We start from the raw sequence: 23,707 nt of genomic DNA on the forward strand, positions 1-23,707 counted from the left end.
GTCGGGATGAACGCCGCGCTTCCGCCAACGCCGTTTTAACGCCGTTATTTATTATTCTGTCATTGCGGGTAGCTCAGGTCTTTAGACCTGAAAAACATCAAACCTAAAGGTTTGAGTTACACTATGCCGGTTAATAAAAATGCCGAGTTGCTTTACGAAGCAGAAACAAAATTAATCCGCGACGCTTGTTACGAAGTTTGGAATCAATTCGGAGGGGCTTTTAAAGAAAAAATTATTGATTGCTCCTTGAACATCGCTTTAGAAAACAGGGGTCTTAAGGTTGACAGTCAAAAAAGAATTGATATCTATTTTCAAAGCCAAAAAGTGGGAACTTATGTTCCCGACAAAATCATTGACGATAAAATTTTAATAGAATTAAAATGCAAGCCGTATTTAACCAAAGAAGACGAAAGACAATTTTGGTTATATCTTAAAAGGGTCTGATTACAAAGTCGGCCTTTTGATTAATTTCGGCTCTGAGAAGTTAGAAATCCAACGTCGTGTCTACGACAAAGCGCGCGAGAAACAAGAAACTCGGCGTCATTCGGCGTAGTTGTCCCCGCCAAAGGGGGGGGACAAGCGGCGTGGTTCGGCTTCTATTTACATGTTATGGCCAAGAAAGTAAAAACATATATAAAATTGCAGATTCCGGCAGGCAAAGCTAACCCGGCGCCTCCCGTTGGTCCGGCGTTGGGCCAGCACGGCCTTAATATCGCCGAATTTTGCAGCCGTTTTAACGAAAAAACAAAAAGTATGGCTGGCGACCTTACGCCGGTTGTCATCACTGTTTATGAAGACAGAACTTACTCATTTGTTTTAAAAACCCCGCCGGCAGCCGAGCTCTTAAAAAAAGCGGCCGGCATAGAAAAGGGCTCGGGCAAGCCTTTGCGGGAAAAAGTCGGCAAGGTCAGCCGGAAGGCGATTCGGGAAATTGCCGAAAGAAAAATGCCCGACCTTAACGCCGACAATGTTGAATCGGCGATGAAAATGATAGAAGGAACTGCCAAACAGATGGGGTTGGAGATAGTTGATTAATTTCCTATTTCCCATTTTCTATTTCCTAATTATTTTTTTATTTCCTATCCCTAGGCCTTTCAGGCCGGGATCCCGGTCGCAAGGCGACTTAGGGATTTAAATATTTATAACCACTATGACCACCGAGGGCGACTTTCAAAAAACAAAAGCTAGCGATTTAGAAGAAAGATTGGAACAATATGGAGAAAAAATAATTGATTTAGCCAAGAAGACGCCCAAAAATGTGGTGACAATTCCAATTTTAAGCCAACTCATAAGGTCGGGAACATCAATGGGCGCAAATTATACCTGCCCCGTTAGATAATATGATGTACTATGTGTATGTTTTACAAAGTTTGAAAGATAAATTTTTCTATGTCGGCTCTACACCAGATTTGAAGGTCAGAGTCGAAAAACATAACAAAGGTTTGGTTCCTTCAACCCAAAAAAGAAGACCCTTGAAATTAGTTTACTACGAAGCTTGTTTGAATAAAAATGATGCAATAAAGAGAGAAAGGTACCTTAAATCATCTTGGGGCAAACGTTACATTAAGAACCGTTTGAGGAACTACTTGCCCCGTGAGATAGTAAATATCTAACGGGGTAAAAGGCAAATGGCGCTTCTTCCAAAAAAGATTTTCAAAACAAAATTTTTATTTGTAAGAAAGAGACGATGGAAACTAAACACTGGCTTAGAATGCTTGCCAGAGCAGACGAATCGGTAAAAGATGAATGCCGCAAATTGTGGGAAGAGACGCACGGATACGCAAAATTGTTTTCAAAGATTATAGGCAGTTTAAAAAATAAGAAATAGAAAATAAGAAATAAATAGGAAATAAGAAATAGAAAATAAGAAATAAACTATTATGCATGGTAAAAAGTATCTCAAATCTCTATCATTAATTGATAAGAATAAAATCTATGCTCCCGAAGAGGCAATTGCTCTTGCGAAGCAGACCTCGAATGTAAGGTTCGATGCGACCTTGGAGCTGCATTTCCGTTTAGGCATAGACCCGACAAAAGGCGAACAGCTTGTGCGCGGCAGCGCGGTATTGCCGCACAGTTTCGGCAAAAGTAAAAAAGTTGTTGCTTTTGTCCCCGCCGACAAAGAAAAAGAGGCCAAAGAAGCCGGCGCCGACATTGTTGGAGGCGAGGAATTGATAAAGGAGATTGCTGAATCAAAAAAATGCGATTTTGACGTGGCCATTGCCACTCCGGATATGATGCCCAAGCTTGCCAAGGTGGCAAAAATTCTCGGTCCCAGAGGTTTGATGCCGAATCCAAAAACCGACACCGTTGGCCCAAACATCAAAAAAATGATTACAGAGCAAAAGGCCGGGAAAATTGATTTTAAAAATGACGACAAGGGCAATGTTCATTTGATGTTCGGCAAAGTTTCCATGGACAAGGACAAGCTTTTGGAAAATCTTAAAATTCTCGCAGTGGCGGTTAAAAAAGCAAAACCCGCGACTTCAAAAGGCAATTACATTAGAAACGCGGTTTTGGTGGCAACGATGGGACCTTCAATAAAAATTACCATATAAGATTGCGCAGATGGCTATGCCCGCAGATTGCGCAGATAAAAATTTCCCTTTAAAAGAGTTGACCTACAAAATCAGGGGCATACTTTTTCAAGTTCAAAATGATTTAGGAACAAAATTCCAGGAAAAACATTATTGCAGAGGCGTTGCGTCATTGTTTAAACAGAATGGAATTCCTTTTAAAGAACAAGTGCCCGTTAAAGTGTTTTACAAAGGAGAATTTTTGGGCGCCTTTAAGCTCGATTTTTTAATTGCGGACTTAATAGTATTAGAAGCAAAAACAACAGATTGGCTTACTTCAGAACACACGCAACAAATGATTCGTTATTTAGAAGCCACCGGAAAACCTGTAGGATTTTTAGTCAATTTTCGCAAACGACCGTTGGAAATTAAACGCGTCGTTTTAACTAATCTGCGCAATCAGCGGCGCGACAGCGCATCTGCGTAATCAATTTCTATATGAAAGTAAATATTCATCTCGTCGATCCAACACTGCCCATGCCCGCTTATCAGACGAGTGGCTCCGTCGCTTTTGATTTATACGCGCGCGAAGACGCGATTATCAAATCGCGGGAAATAAAATTAATACCGACAAATATCATCATTGAAGTTCCCGAGGGTTTTATGTTTTTGATTGCTTCGCGTAGCTCGTTGCCGCTTAAAAAAGGTTTGGTTCTGGCGAATAGCGTTGGAATTTTAGACCAAGATTATTGCGGGCCCAAAGACGAGGCAATGCTCCAGCTTTTAAATATTACCGGCCATGATGTTGTGATAAAAAGAGGTGAGCGTTTGGCGCAAGGGATTTTGGTCAAAATAGAAAAAGCGGAATTATTAGAATCAGTGTCATCAGTGTCAGAAAAATCAGCGGGCAATTCCCGCGGCGGATTCGGGTCAACAGGCGAATTTTAAGAGTTAAACGTTTATCGTCTGTCGCCGCCCGTTTCGTAAATCGTCTGCCGTTTGTCGTCAGTTTTTTACGAAAGACGATAGACCATAAACGAAACGGGCTGCGGGCTTCGATAAACGAAAGACGACGATTCCGTGTGGTTCAGTGCTTGCCCCGTTAGATAAGACTCCCCGGAGTCCCGCCTTTAGGCGGGCGTGGCCACACCTTTCGATAAGCGATTTCCATCTAACGGGGTAAATTAAGTGGGTTCGGTGTTAAAAAGGTACTCAAAGAGAGGCACCTTTTTTATTTTGTTCATTGTGTTATAATGAATTTATATTTAAACATATGCCAAAAAACAGAAACAAGTACAATGGAATGTTTATAATGCTCGACGGTCTTGACGGCTCGGGCAAAAGCACCATCGTTGGCGGCATCGCCGACTATTTTAAAAAAAATAATTTAAAAATTTTTGATTTAAAAAAATATTGGAAAAAACACAAAACTTATCCCGAACTTCACGAAGTATTGGAAGCCGATGTTATTCTTTCGGCGGAACCGTCTTCGGTCTGGGCCGGCGAGGCGATTAGGCGGGAATTAATCCACGACCATTCGGCGGAAAAATATTCCGCGCGTCTTACCGCCCAGGCGTTTTCAATTGATCGCGCCATTTTGTATCGCCGCGTCATTATCCCGGCGCTAAAAGTCGGGAAAATAGTGGTTCAAGACAGGGGAGTTACCACCTCGCTTATTTACCAGCCGGTTCAAAACGGAAAAATGCCGCTGGGCGAACTTTTGCGTCTTGAAGGCAATTCGCTCGCCCTTCATTGGGCGCCTGACATTCTTCTTGTCGCCGACATAACGCCCCAGCGCGCCATGGAACGCCTGGCTTTGCGCGCTGAAAAAAAAGACCAGGCCATCTTTGAACGCCTCTCTTTTCAGAAAAAAATTTATAAACGATTCAAATCAGGCTGGTTTAAGAGTTTAATGTCGCGATACGGAAGCAAGGTTCTTTATTTGGATGCCTCATTGCCCCCGCAACAAATGATTAAGGGGGCGGTAGAAATTTTAAAACAGTACGTATATAAATAAACTTTTTTGTCACGGAACCCACCGAACATAACACGGAACAACACAGAAACCACTCCCACCTCTCCTCCCCCTCCTCCGAGGAGGGGGAGGGTAGGGAGGGGGAGAAACTTCAGTGTAGTTCAGTGTCCAGTTCCGTGAGTTCAGTGATTAAGTGAAATTTATGTTGTCACTAACCAATCTCATCTCCAACACATGGACATTATATAATAAGAATTTTAAAACTTATTTAAAACTAAGTTTTTTGATTTTTCTTTGCGCGATTCCGGCCATGGCGCTTGAAGTTTTGGGCGGTTTTCTTAGTGTTACGCCATTTGTCGGAAATATCCTCTCGTTTTTTATTAATTTGCTGGTTTTTATTTTAACTATTTTTATCACCATAGTTTTGATTGAAATGGCCGACAAGCAGATTTCCTTATCCCTTCTCCCTTCGGGAGATCTCCCGGAGGGAGACACCCCACCCCTCCCCCAAAAATCCCCCTCTTTCCCCCTTTATCAAAGGGGGATTTCCGCCAGAGGCGGATCCGCCTTGGGCGGAAAGGGGGATTTAAAAACAGCGCTCGGCAAGGCCTGGGGTTTGTGGTTTAACGTGCTTTTAATCGCCTTAGTCGTTGGCCTGATTCAAATCGGCGGATTTATTTTGCTTATCGTGCCGGGTTTAATTTTCAGCATTTGGTTTGCCTTCGCGATTTATTATGTCATCTTGGAAAAAATGGGGATAAAGGAGTCGCTTAAAAAAAGCAAAGAACTGACTAAAGGAAAATTTTGGGGAATTGCGGCGCGGATTATTTTTCCGTCGTTAATATGGTCAATGTTCGGCTGGGCGGTTAATATGATTTTTTTGAATTTAATTGATATTGTGGTAAAATACGCGGGCGGAACTTTTGACAAGTGGGCGGTTTATCTTTTGGAAGGCTTAAAAATTATCGGCGCAAATTACATCGAAGCCGTATTTATTCCGTTTTTGATTATTACAATGGTGATACTTTTCCGAGACTTGCAGACAAGCGCTAAACAACGCTAAACCAAAACGCAAAACAACGCGAAAATTATGCCAGAAATCTTACACAAAGAACTCTCGTATCAAATCCAAGGCGCATTTTACGACGTGTACAAGACCTTTCGAAACGCCCACAAAGAGTCAGTTTGTCACAATGCCTTAATAGAAAATCTTATAAACCGCGGTCTAAAAGTAGATAAAAATAAAAGAATAGACATTTATTATCAGGGTAAAAAAGTCGGCACTTATATTCCGGATGCGACAGTGAACGATTTAATAGTAATAGAAATCAAGTGTAAACCAATACTTTTAAAAAGCGACATTTCTCAATTTTGGCACTATCTGAAAAGTTCCAATTACAAGGTTGGTTATCTGGTTAATTTCGGTAAGCCGGGCGGAGTTGAATTTATCCGTCGTGTTTATGACACCGCTCGAACAAGCGCTAAACAATGCTAAACTAAAACGCAAAACAACGCAAAACCCACCCCTCTCCCTTCGGGAGATCTCCCGCAGGGAGACACCTCTCCTCCCCCTCGTAGAAAGGGATGAGGGTTCCACCCCCACCTCTCCTCCCCCTCGTAGAAAGGGATGAGGGTTCCACCCCCACCTCTCCTCCCCCTCCTCGGAGGAGGGGGAGGTCCCTAGGTCGCCCTGCGACCGGGATCCCGGCGGCGAAGCCGCCTAGGGAGTAGGGAGGGGGTGGAAAACTTTCGCGTAGTTTCGCGTCATGTTTCGCGTGCCCCCACACCAATTCCATCAAAACCTTTTTATTCCCTGAGCGAAGCGTAGCGGAGTCGAAGGGTCTTGGAAAAGCCTTCGACCGGGCTCAGGCAATATATATAATTAGGATAGAATTGGTGTGGGGGCGTGGTTTCGCGATAAAACGACTGTTTTGGCAATTATTTTCATGATAAATTTTATATTTTGTTATGCAGTATGTACCTATTATTGGTTTAGAAATCCACGTTCAATTAAAAACAAAATCAAAAATGTTCTGCGCTTGCGACAACACCGGCGAGGACAAATCTCCCAACACCACAGTCTGTCCCGTCTGTATGGGTCATCCGGGAGTTTTGCCTGTGCCAAATTCGCAGGCGATTGAATACGCCGTTTTAGCGGCGCTATCTTTAAATTGCCAAATTTTGGATTTTTCAAAATTCGACAGGAAAAATTATTTTTATCCGGATTTGCCAAAGGGTTATCAAATATCACAGTTTGATAAACCAATTGGGGTGGAGGGATACCTTGACATAACCCATTTAACGTCAAACGTTTATCGTTTATCGCAACCCGTTTCGGCTAACGGTTGTCGTCATTCGTTAACTTACGACAAACAACAAACGAACAACGAAACGGGCAGCGACAGACGACAAACGACAACCGAAATGATTCTAAAATCTACTCGCATCCGCATTACCCGCGTCCACCTCGAAGAAGATGCTGCTAAACTGATTCATAAACAGGATGACACGAATGGGCCTTGCCCCGCTAATCTCACGAATATGGCTAAGCCGCCGAAGGCGGCCGCCATCCCGGCGCCCGCGGGGCGCCTAGGGATTAGTGTCATTCGTGGGGCGAACGAAGAGAGCCCATTAGTGAAATCCTCGTCATACATTGATTTTAACAGGTCAGGAACTCCGTTGTTGGAGATAGTAACAGAGCCGGAAATAAGGTCCCCTCAAGAAGCAAAAATATTTTTACAAGAACTTCGTCTTATAATGCGATATCTCGGCGTTTCCTCGGCAGATATGGAAAAAGGGCACCTTAGGTGTGATGCCAACATTTCGTTAATAGAAGCCACAGAACGCCATAACAACGCCACGGAACGCCATGGCGTAAATTGGCGTAGTGATGGCGTAGAATGGCGGCTTAATCCAAAGACAGAGATAAAAAATCTCAACTCGTTTAAGTCAGTTGAACGAGCCCTTGAGTATGAGATAGCGCGGCAAACAAAACTTTTTAATGAAGGAAAACCTCCGTCAGCAGAGACTACTCGCGGTTGGAATGACGCGCGAGGAATCACCGAAGAACAGCGGACAAAAGAGGGCTCAAGCGATTACCGATATTTTCCCGAACCGGATATTCCGCCGTTAAATTTAATTGAAATCACCGCGAGGATAAAATCCCCCTCCGCCTCCCCCTTTATCAAAGGGGGATTAAGGGGGATTTCTGGCGTAAAATGGCGTAGTGATGGCGTAAAATTGGCTTCTACAATTCCCGAATTACCCATCGCCAAACGCCAAAGATTCGCTGATGAATACGGTTTCGCCCCCGCCGACGCCAGAATTTTAACCGACGATATTTATCTCGCCGATTATACTGAAAAAGTAATGTCGGAGTTATACGAGTGGCTAAAGTCGCAACCCGACGCCGAGATTCCCATCAGTCTCATCAGTCCCATTAATCCCATTAGTCCCATTAATCCCATTAGTCCTATCGGTCCTACTGGACCTATCGGACTTATTAATCCTATTCAACAAAAAATATCCCGCCTCGTTTCAACATGGCTTATCACCAAACTTTTCGGCTTGATGGAAAAGCATAAAATTAAATCCCCCACTTTCCCCCTTTTAAAAAGGGGGACTAAGGGGGATTTAACCCCCTTTGATAAAGCCACCGCCCCTGGCGGGGTCCCGCCAAAGGCGGTGAGGGGATTAAGCCCCGCCTCTGGCGGGGCAAGGGGGATTTCGCCCGAAAATTTTGCCGAGTTTTTAACTTTAATTTACCAAAATCAACTTTCGTCTTCTTCCGCGCTTGTAGTTTTGGAAGAAATGCTTTTATCCGGCGGCGACCCAAGCCAAATTATGGAAGAAAAACGGCTTGGAAAAATGGACGACGAAGAACGCCTTGTTGAAATAATTCAAAGCGTAATAAAAAATAATCCCAAACAAGTCGCTGATTACAAATCCGGCAAACTTCAACTGCTTCAGTTTTTGATCGGTGTAACTTTAAAAGAAACCGAAGGCCGCGCCGACGCCAAAGTGGTGAGAAAGATTTTAGAAAAATATTTGAAGTAATTTTCAATCACTGAACCACCCCCACCCCATCCCTCCCCCTTCCTAAGGGGGAGGGTAGGCCTGCCCGCAATGCTATGCAAAGCGTTGCAGGCGGGGAGGGGGAGAAACTTTACAACACCGAACCCACCCCCACCCCTCCTCCCCCTTCCTAAGGGGGAGGGTAGGGAGGGGGATGAAATATGCAAACCCACCTTAAAGATTTTCAAAGAGAACTTAGACAAAATATGACGATGCCGGAGAGGGTTCTCTGGCGCGCAATTCGCAACGAGCAACTTGGCGTCAAATTTCGACGCCAATTCGTTATTGAAAATTTTATTTTAGATTTTTACGCTCCAATAACAAAGTTGGGCATTGAAGTAGATGGTGAAAGCCATTTTGAAAATTTAGAAAATCAAAATAAAGATAAATTAAGAGATGAAATTTTGTTTCGTCAAGGAATAAAAGTTTTAAGATTTTTGAATACTGATATAACGAGAAATTTGGAAGGCGTGTTAATGGTGGTTGCGGACGAAATTAAAAAGAAAATAACTTAGTTCCTCCCCTCTCCCTTCGGGAGATCTCCCGCAGGGAGACACCTCACCCTCTCCCTCCCCCTTAAAAAGGGGAGGGAAATCCACCCCCACCTCTCCTCCCCCTCCTCCGAGGAGGGGGAGGGTAGGGAGGGGGAAGGAAAATTTCCGTGTGGTTCGGTGTTATGTTCAGTGAGTTCAGTGTTAAGATATCATCTAATAGAAAGCGTGTCATTTAGGCACGTTCTTTTTTGTTTTTTAAGGAAGCTTTGTCGTGTAAATAGTTATCCACAGTTTGCCCTTGAAAACACTTCCATGGCGCCATATAAAATGTTATAATAATAAAGTAACAATTTGTAATAAATACCTTATTCGTGCTATTAGCGGGGCGCAGCCCATTCGTGAAATCCTCTGCATAAAATGTTATAATAATAAAGTATTATATATCAATAATATATACATTAAAAATTAGTGTCATTCGTGGGGCGTTAGCCCATTCGTGATATCCTCTGCCCGAAATCCTCTGCCCAAAAACAATTAAAATTATTCGAGTTATTAGAGGGGCACCAGCCCATTCGTGATATCCTCTGCCCAAAAACAATTAAAATTATTCGAGTTATTAGAGGGGCACCAGCCCATTCGTGATATCCTCTGCCAAAAAACAATTAAAATTATTCGAGTTATTAGAGGGGCACCAGCCCATTCGTGATATCCTCTACCAAAAAACAATTAAATTTATTCGCGCTATTAGAGGGGCACCAGCCCATTCGTGATATCCTCTACCAAAAAACAATTAAAATTATTCGCGCTATTAGAGGGGCACCAGCCCATTCGTGATATCCTCTGCCCAAAAACAATTAAAATTATTCGAGTTATTAGAGGGGCACCAGCCCATTCGTGATATCCTCTGCCCAAAAAACAATTAAAATTATTCGAGTTATTAGTGGGGCGAGCGGAGTGAGCCCATTCGTGATATCCTCTGCCCGAAATCCTCTGCCCAAAAACAAAAATAAAAATTTCTACGCCACAAGACCAATTTGTCTTAATCTGGGGAGGTTGAACCTCCCGCGGAGGTTCAACCTCCAGACATTAATTTGTGAAAAATAAATCCTTGTCCGCCATAGCCCGGAAGGCGACGGAGGGTGTGGTGAAAAAATTTTTTAATATTCAAACACTAACTAAATTAAGCGCGATAATTTTTGTTGCGTTTATTTTATTTACAGCGTCCCCGACCCAAGGTCGGGACAGCGTAGTCCCGTCGGATGACGGGACAGCGTCGTCTCCCGGCTTGTCCTCCGTAGCTTTAGCGAAGGAGGAGAGACCAGCGTTAGCGTCGGCATATGAAATCAACGAACTCCAAGCAGTCACAATTTCCTCTCCCTCATTTTTAGAACGAACAGCAGACGCGTTAATTATTATAAATAATAATATTAATAACTCCGTAGATAAATTAATCGCAAGCGCGCGCGGCGCGCCACTAAGGATTTGGCAAGCTAGCGCCGATTCTTTCTCAATGCTTGCCCCCCCACCAATTGAAGAAATAAGTGATTCTGTTTCAATGCTTGGACACAGAATCAAAAAAGAAACCATTAAATTGAGTGGCGGTTTTGTTCAATTGGTGGGGGGGCTTGTGGACGGAATCAAAAAAGGAACGGAAAATACCCTCGCTAATATAAGCGAATCCGCAGCTAATATAAACGAATCAATTTCTAATTCGCTCAAATTCGTATTTAGCAAAATAACATCTGCGTCATCTGCGGGCGTTAGCCATCTGCGCAATCTCGCCTCAAAATCAGTGGGCTCGGTTAAATTCGTAACTAACAAAATAGAAAATGCCTTTTCAGATTCGCTTAAATTCGTATCTTCAGTTTCTTTGTCTCCCTCGGTAAATAATGTCATTCCTGCGAAAGCAGGAATCCAGAAATTGGCAATCGTTCCTCCGTCCAACGAGGAACCGGCGTCATCCGGCGTTGTGCCAACAGGCAGCGGCGTCAACACGGCTTCTACTGACAACAAATCATTTTTTCAAAAAACAAAAGAAACCGCTTCGCAAGTTTTTGGAGCAACTAAATTATTTGCGGAAGAATTAAATGGCGCAATTAGCAACGGCGTTCAAAAAACATCTCGCAGCCTAAAGGCTGCGGCTACAACGGTTGGCGAATCAGTTAAAAATGTAGCCGCGACTTTTAAGTCGCGTGTAACGCAGACCTTTAGGTCTGCTAAAGAAAAAGTAAGTACCAAGGTAAGTACCTCTGAAACAACCCCTCTCCCTTCGGGAGATCTCCCGCAGGGAGACACCCCATCCCTCCCCCTCGTAGAAAGGGAGGGAGTCACCCCCACCCCATCCCTCCCCCTTCCTAAGGGGGAGGGTAGGGAGGGGGAAACCGTTCGCGGTACTTCGCGTACAACTTTCGCGGTACTTCGCGACGCGGCGCAACGCATTGAAAATTCAATCCAACGCGCCGAACTCGCCACCGGCAACGCCGTTCTCTTCGTCGGCGGGGGAATGGAGTCCCGCCTTCAGGCGGGAGTTGCCACCCTAAAGGGTGGGCTCCAAAAAATAACATCCGTGTCATCTGCGGGCCTTGGCCATCTGCGTAATCTCTCCTCCGAATTCGCAACTAATATAAACGAATCAATTTCTAATTCGCTCAAATTCGCGAGCAACAAAGTTTCCGATTCGCTTAAATTCGTATCTAGCAAAATAAAATCCGCCCCATCATCAATAAAAAATTCCATCGTAGCATTATTTACAAAATCCACTCGGATCCCGTTGGGATCCTACGGGATCCCAGAGGGAGAACAACCCTCCGAAATCCCCCTTGCCCCGCAAGAGGCGGGGCTTAATCCCCCTTTAACAAAGGGGGAGGCGGAGGGGGATTTATCCGCGCAATCTGCGGCACAACCACCAACCACCAACCAACAACCACCAACCACCAACCAACAACCACCAACCACCAACCACCAACCACCAACTAACAACCAACAACTACCAACCGCCTTAAAACAAAACGACATCATCAAACTCCTCATCGCCGCCGCGTTAAACCTTGACTCGGCAATCCTCAACCGCGACCTCACTGTCAAAGGCCTCCTCAAAGGCGGCATCACCTCCGGCGCGGAAAAACTCCGCATCCAAGGTCCGGTTGAAATTGAAAACGGCGATTTAAAAATTGGCGCTATCACTATTAAAAAAGACGGCTCCTTGGAAATGGGCGGGAAACTTGTGATGTCAGGCGCCCTCACCGCCCCCGAACTTCGCATCACAGGCACGGTTGACTTTACCGGCGCCGTAGTCAAGGGAATCCAAACCGGCACTTACTCTCCCACCATTACCTATGTTACCTCGGCCGGCACTGCCCCCCAGCAAGGCGCGGTCACAGCCGGCGCTTTTGGCGGCGTGGCTTATGATTTCTCAATCGGCCGCAATCTCTCGGTTGGCGCCGACACCTCCCTCTCCGGCGTTCTGACAGTTACCGGCGAAACAAACCTCAACGGCAACATCACTTTGGGAAACGCCACCACCGACACTATCACTTTCACCGGCTACGCCGGCTCTTCAATCATTCCCAAAACCACCGACACCTACGACCTCGGCTCAGCATCGTTAAGATGGAATAATTTTTATCTCGTCAATCTTTTAGCCGACACCATCACTTCAACAACTTCCACCGCCACCGCCGCCCTTCGCGTCGGCACTTCCACCACTTTCGGCCTCACCCGCATCTCCATTGACACTGCCAATTCAGCTTACAAAGGCATTGCTCTCCGCCGCGCCACCGGCCAATCCGCCAATCTCATAGAATGGCAAAATGAAAGCGGAACCGCCCTCGGCTGGGTAAATCCCTCCGGAGGCATTGGAGCTTCTTCCACCTCCTATTTCCAACATCTCTACGCCACAGATAACAATACTTATGATTTAGGAACTTACGGACAAGCGTGGAAAGATATTTACGCCTCCGGCACAATACGTTTTGGAAATGGAATAGGACTCACCACCTTAAACGGCGACACGACCACTTCCACTTTTGCCAGCGCCATTCTACCTCTTACCAACAATAAATATGACTTTGGCAATTACGGTTCGGCATGGAAAGACATCTACGCTTCCGGAACAATTTATGGCAATGTTTCCGGGTTAGGTATGGGTGGTAATTTAATCCCCTCCGCCAACGATACTTGGAACATTGGCGCTTATGGAACAGCTTGGAAAGATATTTATGCTTCGGGAACGATACGTTTTGGAAATGGAATAGGACTCACCACCTTAAACGGCAACACGACCACTTCTACTTTTGCCAGCGCCATTTTGCCTCTTTCTAACAATATTTATGATTTCGGCAATTATGGTTCGGCGTGGAAGAATGCTTACGCTTCCGGTTCTCTTTATATCGGCACTGGCGCTGGGCTGGCCACGATTTCTGGCCCTTCAACTTCCACCCTGACTCACGGCGCCTCTTTCGCCTCAACCGACGGCGGGCTTTATATCACCTCAAGAGCATCCTATCCGCAGATTCAATTCTCCGCCACCGGTTCTCTTTATTCTTCAGCCACGGAAAACACCGCCGGCAATTCAGTCTTTCTCTTTGACACTCTAACCAATTTCACCAATACCAAACTTCTTTCAATCAGAAACGCTGGAACGGAAAAAGCCTATTTTGACAAAGACGGCGGTCTTTCTGCCGCTTCCTCCACCCTAGCCGGCACCCTTACCTTAAATAGTAATATCTCCGGCAATTTGCTCCCTTCCTCAAACAATCTTTACAACATCGGCGCTTATGGTACGGCTTGGAAAGACCTCTACGCTTCAGGCACAATGTATGGGGGGACGATTACTCTCCCCGGCTCGGGGCAAGGATACCAGATGGACGGCGCGACAATTCTTAAAGCTTCATCCACCAATTTCGGAACATTTGTGGGCTATCAGGCCGGAAACGCTGTTTTGACTGGTGGATTATCTAACACTTTTATTGGCTACCAAGCGGGGTTAAACGCCACTTCAACGGATTTCAATACTTTTATAGGTTTTACCGCTGGCACACTCAACACCACTGGCGCGAATAACTCCTTTATAGGCGCTGGCGCTGGCGCACTCAACACCACCGGCGCTAACAACTCCTTCATAGGTTATACCGCCGGTGCCGTCAACACCACCGGCGCTAACAACTCCTTCTTAGGTTCTTTCGCCGGCAACGCTAACACCACCAGCGACAATAACTCCTTTATAGGTTCTTATGCCGGCATCCTCAACAACATCGGCGCTAATAATTCCTTCTTAGGTTCTTATGCCGGCGCTGCCAACACCTCCGGCGCGAACAATGTCTTTTTGGGCTACCAGGCGGGGAATCTTATTACGACCGGCTCAAATAATCTTTTAATCGGCTATGATGTTGACGCTACAAGCACAGACACCAGTAATTTTATGAATCTCGGTGGAGCGCTTTACGGGTGGACGGGAACAGGAGGAACGATTTATCCGTCGGCTAATAATTCTCGCGATTTTGGATTGTATGGCAACGCTTGGAAAGATATTTATGCTTCGGGAACAATACGTTTTGGAAACGGAACAGGGCTCACTACATTAAACGGCGATACCACCACTTCCACTTTTGCCAGCGCCATTCTGCCTCTTTCCAATAATAAATATGACTTCGGCAATTATGGTTCGGCGTGGAAGAACGCTTACGCCTCCGGCTCTCTTTATATCGGCACCGGCGCTGGATTGGCCACAATCTCTGGCCCTTCCACTTCCACCTTTACTCATGGCGCTTCATTTGCCTCAGCCGACGGCGGTCTTTATATCACCTCAAGAGCATCCTATCCTCAAATTCAATTCTCCGCCACCGGCTCTTTGTATTCTTCAGCCACGGAAAACACCACCGGCAATTCAGTCTTTCTCTTTGACACTCTAACCAATTTCACCAACGCCAAACTTCTCTCAATCAGAAACGCTGGAACGGAAAAAGCCTATTTTGACAAAGATGGCGGTCTTTCCACTGCTTCTTCCACCTTAGCCGGCACCCTCACGTTAAACGGCAATATCTCCGGCAATTTAATTCCTTCCTCAAACAATCTTTACAACATCGGCGCTTATGGTACGGCTTGGAAAGACCTCTACGCTTCAGGCACCCAATACTTAAGTGGCAACCTCAACGTTTGGGGCAATACCACCTTGGGCGACGCGACTTCAGACACCATCACTCTAACCGGCAGATTTAACACTTCTCTTTTGCCTTCAACTAACAACGCAAGAGACTTGGGCGCTTACGGAACGGCTTGGCAAAACATCTACGCCTCCGGAACAGCGTTTTTAGGAAGCGCCACCACCACGCAAATCACTCCTTGGGCAAACAACGCTTATGACCTTGGCGCTTACGGCAAGGCTTGGAAAGACATTTACGCCTCCGGTACGCAATATTTAAGCGGTAATCTCAACGCCTCGGGGACTTATGTTGGGGCGGGAACCGTGGGCGCGCCGAGCGTCACTTTTCAAGGCAATACGAATACGGGATTTTTTAATTATCTTCCTAATGTAATTGGCGTAAGCGCTAATGGCGCCATGACGGTTGCTTTCTCTTCATCTGGAATACAAAGCAATGTTTTAACTAGTATAGATTCCACGTCATTAACTTTATCAGGAGCTATTGCAAGCGGGCCATCGGCAATCGGAGTGAAGATTGACAATGCTATCCCGCTAACCGACCCCGGCTCAAAACTCATTTCCATCCGCAATTTCACCGTAGAAAAAGCCTACTTTGACTACACCGGCGCGCTTTCAATCGGCAACGGCACGGCGACTTCTACTCTCGGCGCTTTATCTTTGCTTCCTTCTGGAAATAATGCTTTTAACATCGGCGCTTACGGCACAGCGATAAAAGACATCTACGCTTCCGGCTCCTGGTATGGCAACTTAAATCCGGGAACTAATAACGTGTTTAACCTTGGAACGTATGGACAGGCCTTTAAAGATATTTATTCCTCCGGCACAATTTACGCCGGTGGAACTTCTCACTATTTTTACTCCTCCTCAACTTCCGACAACACGATTTTAACTTTACAGCAAGGCAGGGGATACGCCACCACCACAAATTACGCTTTGAAAATTGTCGGCCCCAACCCGGCCAACTCGTTCAGTTTTGTCTATGGCGGCAAGGATATGTATATGGAAACAAGCGCCGGTTCTGGAGCGGATATATATATGCACCCCGACGGAGGGGATGTCTATCTTAACACTAACCTTATTGTCGGCGGAGGAAACGCCACAGTTCAAGCCACTGGCCGTGCTAATTTTTCTTACGACCCGGCGGTTGGCGCCCCGTCTTTATGGCTTTCAACCTCCTCAACTTATCCAACTTACAAAACTTATTTTGCCATCAATCCGGCGTCAACAGTCATCTTTGACCGCTATCTCCATTTTTCTCACGGCGCAAGCGACCGCCTTATTCTCGGCTCTGACGGCGACTTGCTGTTAAACGCTTCTTCCACTTACAGCGGAAATCTTTTGACAATGCGCAAAGGCGACGCGTCAAGATTTTACATAGACAATTCCGGCAATGTTTATGCCTCTGGCACGATAACAATGTCAGGCGCGACTTTTTCCGGCGCTCTGCTTCCCGATTCCAACAACGCCTACGACATCGGCTCATTTTCCAAATCATGGAAAGACATCTACGCTTCCGGAACAATTTACGCCAACAATCTTTCCGCTTCAGGCACGGTCAGCCTCGTCGGCCCCATCACCTTAGGCGGCGGAAGTTATGGTCTTACCGTCAACTCCAACACCTGGGACATCTCATCAGCCGGCGTAACTTCAGGTCTTTCTATTACCACTTCCACTTTAGACAATATTGCCATCGGCGCTTCCACCGCTTCAACCGGCAAATTCACCACCTTGCAATCAACAGGATTATTTACTCCGACCGGCGGCATTGCCACCACCACCTGGGATGGCATCAACATCGGCGCGTCAACTGCCGGAACAGGCAAATTCACCACTTTATGGGCAACCGGACTTTTAATGTCTTCTTCCACCGCTTTATTTGACGGCCCTCTGACCATTTACGGAAACACGACTCTCGGAGACGCCACCACAGACACCATTACTGCCACAGGCAGATTCGCTTCGTCTCTTCTGCCGTCAACAAATAATCAGCGCGATCTCGGCGCTTATGGAACGGCTTGGCAAAACATCTACGCTTCGGGTTCTTGGTACGGCGACCTGAAAGCCGGAACCCACAATGTCTTTGACCTCGGTTCTTACACCAACGCTTGGAGAAATATTTACGCCTCCGGCACCATCTACGGCGGTTCGGGAAGTTACACCATTGTCAGTTCAGGAACATCCACTTTCACCGGCGGCATTCAATCCTCTCATCTATATACCACCGGCGGTCTGACCGTGGCCGGAGGTTTGATTTTGCCCAACGACTCAATTACCGATGCAATGCTTGTTGATACCATCACCGCTTCAAACTATATTGAAAAAGCAACCACAACCTTAAACGGAATGTCAATCGGCGCTTCCACCGCTTCAACCGGCAAATTCACCACCTTGCAATCAACCGGATTATTTACTCCGACCGGAGGCATTTCCACCACCACTTGGGACGGCATCAACATCGGCGCGTCAACTGCCGGAACCGGCAAGTTCACCACTCTCTGGGCAACCGGTCTTTTAATGTCCTCTTCCACCGCTTTATTTGACGGTCCTCTGACTGTTTACGGCAATACCACCTTGGGCGACGCAACCTCAGACACCATCACTCTAACCGGCAGATTCGCTTCGTCTCTTCTGCCGTCAACAAATAATCAGCGCGATCTCGGCGCTTATGGAACAGCGTGGCGGAATTTCTACGCTTCAGGCTCGTGGTATGGCAATCTAAATCCGGGAACTAATAACGTGTTTAACCTCGGAACGTATGGACAGGCGTTCAAGGATTTCTACGCCTCGGGAAGTATATATATAGGAGGCGGGAGCACGGCAACTTCCACCTTTGCCGACGCTCTTATCGTCGGCAATAATGCCTTGGTAGTTCAGCAGACATCGGGAAGGGTAGGAATTGGCACAGCAAGTCCGGCAGTAAAATTGCACGTGTATGACGGTTTAGCAAGGGTAGAAAGCGGTTTATACTATTTGGATATTGGTACAAATTATATTAGGAATTATACTGGTGAATTATATTTGGATAATAATTATATTAGTGGAAATATATATTTCAGAACTTCCGATGCGTCCGTTTTGGACAAAATTTCCATTACAATATTAAGTGCCGGCAACGTCGGCATCGGCACCACGAATCCACTCACTAAATTAGACGTTCAAGGCACAACTTCTTCTACTTTATATTACGCCAACAAAGGCTCGGTTTCCGCCCCCGCTTATTCTTTCGTAGCAGACACAGGTTCGGGAATGTATTTGGGGGGTGTGGGAAGTTTGTACCTCGCGGCAGCGGGATCTCAGTTGGTTCTATTTGATAGTGGCGGATATTCAACGTTTAATTCCATCGTCCGTCCTTCGGGAAATAATACAATAAGGTTAGGTATGTACGGCACCGCTTGGAAAGACATCTACGCCTCTGGCACGATTTACGCCTCGGGCACTTATGTCGGGGCGGGGACAGTCGGAAGTCCGTCTTATTCTTTCGCAGGGGATCCAGATACGGGGATGTACAATGACAGTGCGGGAACTTTATTTTTTACTCAAAATGGCAGTCTCGGATTTTACGTGGGAAGTGCGAATGTTTCATATAGAGCCCTTTATCCTGGTTCAAATAACGAGCGAAGCTTGGGTAATTACGGTTTGGCATGGAAAGACATCTACGCCTCTGGCACACAATATCTCTCCGGCAATTTAAATGCCTCGGGCACTTATGTCGGGGCGGGAACCGCTGGCGCGCCGACTTATTCTTTCGCTGGGGATACGGATACCGGAATTTACAATCTTTTAGCAGATTATCTAGCGTTTACCACCGGTGGTTCTGAAAAAATGTGGCTTAGCGGTAATGGAGTTGCCTTTGCGACTAAACTTTATGCTGCCACAGGCAATAACTATGACATCGGCGCTTACGGCAGCGCTTTTAAAGACATCTACGCCTCTGGCACACAATATCTCTCTGGAAATCTCAACGCCTCGGGCACTTATGTCGGGGCGGGAACGGCAGGAAGTCCGAGTTATTCTTTCGCCGGGGATACGGATACGGGGATGTATAATACTGCTGGAGTTCTACATCTTGCTGCTAACAGTTCAGACATTATGTTAATATATGGTGGCTATGTAGAGATAACAGCATCAGTAGTTCCGACAACACCAAACACCCGCGACCTTGGCCTTTTTAATGTTCCTTGGCGCAACATCTACGCCTCAGGCACGGAATATCTCAGCGGAAACCTCAATGCCTCGGGAACTTATGTCGGTGCGGGAACGGCGGGGAGTCCGTCTTACTCTTTCGCTGGGGATACGGATACGGGGTTTTATTGGACTAGTTCCGGCGTGCTGTCCGTAGCATCAAACGGCATAAGAAGGCAATTCTTTCAAGACGAGTCTTTTTATACAGACTATATTCAGTCTTTGAGTGCAGGAAGTCTAAACCTGTATGGTAGAGTTGCAAACGGCGCAACCGCAGTCGGAGTAATTCTTGACAACACCAACGCACTCACAAATGCAAGCTCAAAATTAGTCAGCATACGAAATGCCACCGTAGAAAAAGCCTACTTTGACTACACCGGCGCTTTGAGTATGGGCGATGGCGTGGCAACGACGACGCTCGGAAGCGGCGCCGCCACTTCCACTTTCCAAGGCATCGTTCAAATGCCTTCGTTTGAAACCGGAAATTTGAGTTTTGACGACAACGCCGGCATCCTCGCTTGGACCAATATGCCGGTTACCACTTCCACCGCAAGTATTGTAATGAGCTACTCGGCTTTGATGGATGACACCGAACTTTTAACTCTTTACGGCACTACCGACGGCGCGGGCGGAGTAACCAATCAGCGCGTGGGCGTGGGCACTTCCACCCCGGCAAGCGGAGTATTATTCGCCGTGGGCACCAGCACCAACAGCTCCAACTCCGCCTATTTCGCGGGCAACGTCGGCATCGGCACGGCAAGTCCGGAGTCAAAACTGCAGGTGAGTGGCGGCGGCATACAGGTGAGTGGCGGCAACATAACTTTAGATTCGGGACAATATCTTCGGTGGGTCGGCGATAATACTAGGATTGTTGGTACGGGAAATGGTCCTATAGATTTTTACACAACCGATGGGGGACTGGATATGACGATAACCAACGGCAACGTCGGCATTGGCACCGCGAATCCGGGCAATAAACTCACTATTTATGACATTACCAATTTGGGCTTTGCGATTGGCAACGGCGCGGCAACGACGACGATTTCGCCCAATGTTACGGGAACTTCCTCCTTCGCCGGCGCTATTACCGTTGGCAACGGCTCGGGAACTTCCACTTTCGCCGGCAGTGTTTCAGCTTACTCTTTTTGGGAAACTTACCCGGTAACAGGTTACGCCCGTTATGTCTTGGACGAATATTTCACCGGCGAAAATGACAGGGGATACGAACTTTTATCAATAGAGAATTACGAAGCCTATTTGCAAGAGAATCATCATTTGCCGGATTTGACCGAAGATACCGGCGGATTTGGTGTCGGCAGCAGATTAATCACCCACGAAGCCCGATTAGAAGAACTCGCGGTTTATATTTTGGAATTGAATAAAAAACTAAACGCGTTAGAAACACCTGACGGAACGCTTGCTATGAGCGACGGGTATGATTTCTCTTGCTTTACAGCGTCTTCCGAAGGAAGCAGCGTAGTGTCCCAGGGGGACACAGCGTTGTCCGAAGGACCAGCGATGTGCAGCAACCTTTTGGGATTGAAGCGACTCTCTTTTGGTTCTGAGCAACAATGGTGGATAGACGACCAAGGTCTGCTCGTAATGAAAGACGTGAAGGCCGAAAAAGTTACCGCCCGCGAATACCAAGTTGAAACAACCGAAGAAGTTCGCACCGTGGGCGAAGGCATCATCTCCTACGGCCAAAAGTCGGTTACTATTTCCAATCCCGCTGTTAAATCTGGGGAGGTTGAACCTCCCGCGGAGGTTCAACCTCCAGACATTGAAAACCCCGCCGAATTTGGGGAGGTTGAACCTCCCGCGGAGGTTCAACCTCCTAACATTAAAACAGCGTCCAAAATCTTCATCACTTTCCGCTCCAACCCCGGCTACCCCTACTGGATTTCGTCGCAAGGCTCCGGCTGGTTTGAACTCTCCCTCGCCGAACCCTCCCTGGCAGATGTTAAATTTGATTATTGGATTATTAACGTGGTTACAACCATCAACCCCGAACCGCCAACCCCGCCACCTCCCCCCGCCGAAGAAATAACTCCTCCCCCGGTTGAAGAACCAACCCCACCGCCCGAAGAAGTGATTCCACCACTTGAAGAAATTCTCCCTCCCCCTGCCGAAGAAATAACTCCGCCGCCCGAAGAAATAACCCCACCCTTTACCCCGTTAGATGATTCACTATCTAACGGGGCCGCCGAAGAACCTGCCGAAGGCACCTCCCCCGACGATACGTCGGGGTCGGAGCCCATTTAAAACAATTTTCGTAAAACGTTTATCGTCTGTCGCTTCCCGTTTCGTAAATCGTCAATCGTTAATCGTCAAAAACCGAAAGACGATAAACGAACGACGAAACGGGCTGCGAGCTTCGACAGCCGAGAGACGAAATAAGGTTGCGAGCTGCGGGCTTCGATAAACGAAAGACGAAATAAAGTTGCGGGCTGCGAGCTTCGATAACCGAGAGACGAAATAAGTCTGCGGGTTCCCGGAACCCGCGCAATTCCTTAAAACAGGTTGTTCGATTCCCGGAATCGAACAGACCGAACAACTAAATTCCCCCTTTATTAAAGGGGGAGACGGAGGGGGATTTAAGAAATCGAACAACTATTTTCCCCCTTTCGTAAAGGGGGAATAAGGGGGATTTAAAATTCTCTCCCTTTAATAAAGGGAGAGTTAGAGAGGGATTTACGAAATCAAACAACAAAATTCCCCCTCTTAATACCCGCCCCCTCTGTCATTCCCCGATTTAATCGGGGAATCCAGTAACCACCCCCTCGCCCTTCCTAAGGGAGAGGGTTGGGGTGAGGGATAACCTCAAACCTATCGAGGTTAAACCTCGATAGAAATCGCCGCTTTCAATGTCATTCCCGCGGACGCGGCAATCCAGAAAACAGTATCCGCGCAATTCGCGGAGCATTGCCCATTCGTGAAATCCTCTGCCCGAAATCCTCTGCCTAAAAACAATTAAAATTATTAGAGTTATTAGTGGGGCGAGCGGAGTGAGCCCATTAGTGATATTCTCTGCTCAAAAACAAAAAAATCCGTCAAAATGACGGATTCCTTGGGAGTCGCGCATAGCGCTGTTGACCCGGATTATCACCTATTATTAGTATAGCAGATACACAAATTTTGTCAAGCATCCTGTGGATAACTCAAATGCTATGGACGGCAGGGGAATTGCACCCCTCAACCCCTGGGTGATAATCCGGGGTTAGCACTATGCGCCGCCCACAGCAAATCCATTGTATCAATTGTTTTGCGGAGCAGTCAATTGCCAATTTTCCCAAACTTCCCCCTTTCATAAAGCCACCGCCCCCTGGCGGGGTCCCGCCAAAGGCGGTGAGGGGATTAAGGGGGATTTAAAAAGAGTGAGTTATAAAATATGAAAAAAATATTATTATTCACAATCTCTCTTGTTCTCTTTGTCGGTACTATTTCCCTCCCTCTTCCTAAGGGGGAGGTCCCTAGGTCGCCTTCGGCGACCGGGATCCCGGTCCCTAGGCCGCAAGCCGGGATGGCGGTCCCTAGGCTGTCGGCCGGGATGGCGGCCGAAGGCCTAGCCACCGAAGGCCTAGCCACTGAAAGCCTAGGGAGTAGGGTGGGGGAGTTATAAAAATATTTATGAAAAAATACTTGATTCTTAATTCCATATTTTTGATTCTAATAAGTATCGTTGTTTTTATATTTGCCCAAGATGTTCACGCCGCCCGCTACGCCATCTCCCCCAATCCCCTCCCTCACCCAAATTTCCCCCTTTCGTAAAGGGGGATTAAGGGGGATTTAAAAAGAGTGAGTTAAAAACATGAAAAAAACATTATTAGTTACAACTTTCTTTATCACCATCTTCGCTTCTTTTATAATTGCCGACAATGTATCTGCCGCCCGCTACGCCATCTCCCTTTACCCCGTTTACCCCGTTAGATAGCGAAGCTTTATTTAACGGGGTTAGATGCGGATCTATCTAACGGGGCCAAATCCTCCCTCACCTAAACCCCCCCGCCTCCCCCTTTCGTAAAGGGGGATTAAGGGGGATTTAAAAAGAGTGAGTTATAAAATATGAAAAAAATATTATTACTAACAACTTTCTTTATCACCATCTTCGCTTCTTTTATAATTGCCGACAATGTATCTGCCGCCCGCTACGCCATCTCCCTTTACCCCGTTTACCCCGTTAGATAGCGAAGCTTTATTTAACGGGGTTAGATGCGGATCTATCTAACGGGGCCAAATCCTCCCTCACCTAAACCCCCCCGCCTCCCCCTTTCGTAAAGGGGGATTAAGGGGGATTTAAAAAGAGTGA

13 protein-coding genes and 1 pseudogene are annotated in these 23,707 nt (G+C 46.6%); all 14 read left to right on the forward strand.

Features of this window, described 5'->3' with window-relative positions:
- Positions 1-123 precede the first annotated feature (123 nt).
- Positions 124-444 carry a GxxExxY protein gene (locus tag WC659_06600; protein MFA4873564.1) on the forward strand — a complete coding sequence of 107 codons (321 nt, stop codon included), beginning with the start codon at positions 124-126 and terminating at the stop codon, positions 442-444.
- A 165-nt stretch (positions 445-609) separates the two neighbouring features.
- The gene (rplK, locus tag WC659_06605; GenBank protein MFA4873565.1) at positions 610-1,035 is read left to right on the forward strand and encodes a 50S ribosomal protein L11; all 426 of its coding nucleotides are present in this window, start codon (positions 610-612) and stop codon (positions 1,033-1,035) included.
- A 115-nt stretch (positions 1,036-1,150) separates the two neighbouring features.
- Positions 1,151-1,339 carry a hypothetical protein gene (locus tag WC659_06610; protein ID MFA4873566.1) on the forward strand — a complete coding sequence of 63 codons (189 nt, stop codon included), beginning with the start codon at positions 1,151-1,153 and terminating at the stop codon, positions 1,337-1,339.
- A gap of 4 nt (positions 1,340-1,343) precedes the next feature.
- Positions 1,344-1,613 (forward strand): GIY-YIG nuclease family protein, encoded by a 270-nt coding sequence (locus tag WC659_06615; protein ID MFA4873567.1) that lies wholly within the window; start codon positions 1,344-1,346, stop codon positions 1,611-1,613.
- Between the two features lie 23 nt (positions 1,614-1,636).
- Positions 1,637-1,828: pseudogene (locus WC659_06620) on the forward strand (four helix bundle protein).
- Between the two features lie 52 nt (positions 1,829-1,880).
- On the forward strand, positions 1,881-2,558 hold the full coding sequence (gene rplA / locus WC659_06625) for a 50S ribosomal protein L1 (GenBank protein MFA4873568.1): 678 nt from the start codon (positions 1,881-1,883) through the stop codon (positions 2,556-2,558).
- 10 nt (positions 2,559-2,568) lie between these two features.
- A complete protein-coding gene (locus WC659_06630; protein ID MFA4873569.1) occupies positions 2,569-3,003 on the forward strand; it encodes a GxxExxY protein in 435 nt (144 codons plus the stop codon).
- Positions 3,004-3,014: 11 nt separating this feature from the next.
- The gene (gene dut, locus WC659_06635) at positions 3,015-3,464 is read left to right on the forward strand and encodes a dUTP diphosphatase (GenBank protein MFA4873570.1); all 450 of its coding nucleotides are present in this window, start codon (positions 3,015-3,017) and stop codon (positions 3,462-3,464) included.
- 325 nt (positions 3,465-3,789) lie between these two features.
- Positions 3,790-4,533, forward strand: a complete 744-nt coding sequence (locus WC659_06640; GenBank protein MFA4873571.1) for a hypothetical protein — start codon at positions 3,790-3,792, stop codon at positions 4,531-4,533.
- 241 nt (positions 4,534-4,774) lie between these two features.
- Entirely contained in the window at positions 4,775-5,554 is a 780-nt protein-coding gene (locus WC659_06645; protein ID MFA4873572.1) for a hypothetical protein, read from the forward strand.
- Between the two features lie 27 nt (positions 5,555-5,581).
- Positions 5,582-5,986 (forward strand): GxxExxY protein, encoded by a 405-nt coding sequence (locus tag WC659_06650; GenBank protein MFA4873573.1) that lies wholly within the window; start codon positions 5,582-5,584, stop codon positions 5,984-5,986.
- A gap of 473 nt (positions 5,987-6,459) precedes the next feature.
- Positions 6,460-8,547: an Asp-tRNA(Asn)/Glu-tRNA(Gln) amidotransferase subunit GatB gene (locus WC659_06655; GenBank protein ID MFA4873574.1), complete on the forward strand. Its 2,088-nt coding sequence runs from the start codon at positions 6,460-6,462 to the stop codon at positions 8,545-8,547.
- 179 nt (positions 8,548-8,726) lie between these two features.
- Positions 8,727-9,080 carry an endonuclease domain-containing protein gene (locus WC659_06660; GenBank protein MFA4873575.1) on the forward strand — a complete coding sequence of 118 codons (354 nt, stop codon included), beginning with the start codon at positions 8,727-8,729 and terminating at the stop codon, positions 9,078-9,080.
- 1,072 nt (positions 9,081-10,152) lie between these two features.
- The gene (locus tag WC659_06665) at positions 10,153-21,663 is read left to right on the forward strand and encodes a hypothetical protein (GenBank protein MFA4873576.1); all 11,511 of its coding nucleotides are present in this window, start codon (positions 10,153-10,155) and stop codon (positions 21,661-21,663) included.
- The last annotated feature ends 2,044 nt before the right edge of the window (positions 21,664-23,707 follow it).

The sequence above is a fragment of the Patescibacteria group bacterium genome, from assembly GCA_041645165.1.
Taxonomy (GTDB): domain Bacteria; phylum Patescibacteriota; class Patescibacteriia; order 2-02-FULL-49-11; family 2-02-FULL-49-11; genus 2-02-FULL-49-11.

Bases quoted from the DNA above. Each gene is read 5' to 3' on its own strand.
- WC659_06650 (MFA4873573.1), top strand. From the start codon at position 5,582: ATGCCAGAAATCTTACACAAAGAACTCTCGTATCAAATCCAAGGCGCA.
- dut (MFA4873570.1), top strand. From the start codon at position 3,015: ATGAAAGTAAATATTCATCTCGTCGATCCAACACTGCCCATGCCCGCT.
- WC659_06660 (MFA4873575.1), top strand. From the start codon at position 8,727: ATGCAAACCCACCTTAAAGATTTTCAAAGAGAACTTAGACAAAATATG.
- WC659_06655 (MFA4873574.1), top strand. From the start codon at position 6,460: ATGCAGTATGTACCTATTATTGGTTTAGAAATCCACGTTCAATTAAAA.
- rplA (MFA4873568.1), top strand. From the start codon at position 1,881: ATGCATGGTAAAAAGTATCTCAAATCTCTATCATTAATTGATAAGAAT.
- WC659_06600 (MFA4873564.1), top strand. From the start codon at position 124: ATGCCGGTTAATAAAAATGCCGAGTTGCTTTACGAAGCAGAAACAAAA.
- WC659_06630 (MFA4873569.1), top strand. From the start codon at position 2,569: ATGGCTATGCCCGCAGATTGCGCAGATAAAAATTTCCCTTTAAAAGAG.
- WC659_06610 (MFA4873566.1), top strand. From the start codon at position 1,151: ATGACCACCGAGGGCGACTTTCAAAAAACAAAAGCTAGCGATTTAGAA.
- WC659_06615 (MFA4873567.1), top strand. From the start codon at position 1,344: ATGTACTATGTGTATGTTTTACAAAGTTTGAAAGATAAATTTTTCTAT.
- rplK (MFA4873565.1), top strand. From the start codon at position 610: ATGGCCAAGAAAGTAAAAACATATATAAAATTGCAGATTCCGGCAGGC.
- WC659_06640 (MFA4873571.1), top strand. From the start codon at position 3,790: ATGCCAAAAAACAGAAACAAGTACAATGGAATGTTTATAATGCTCGAC.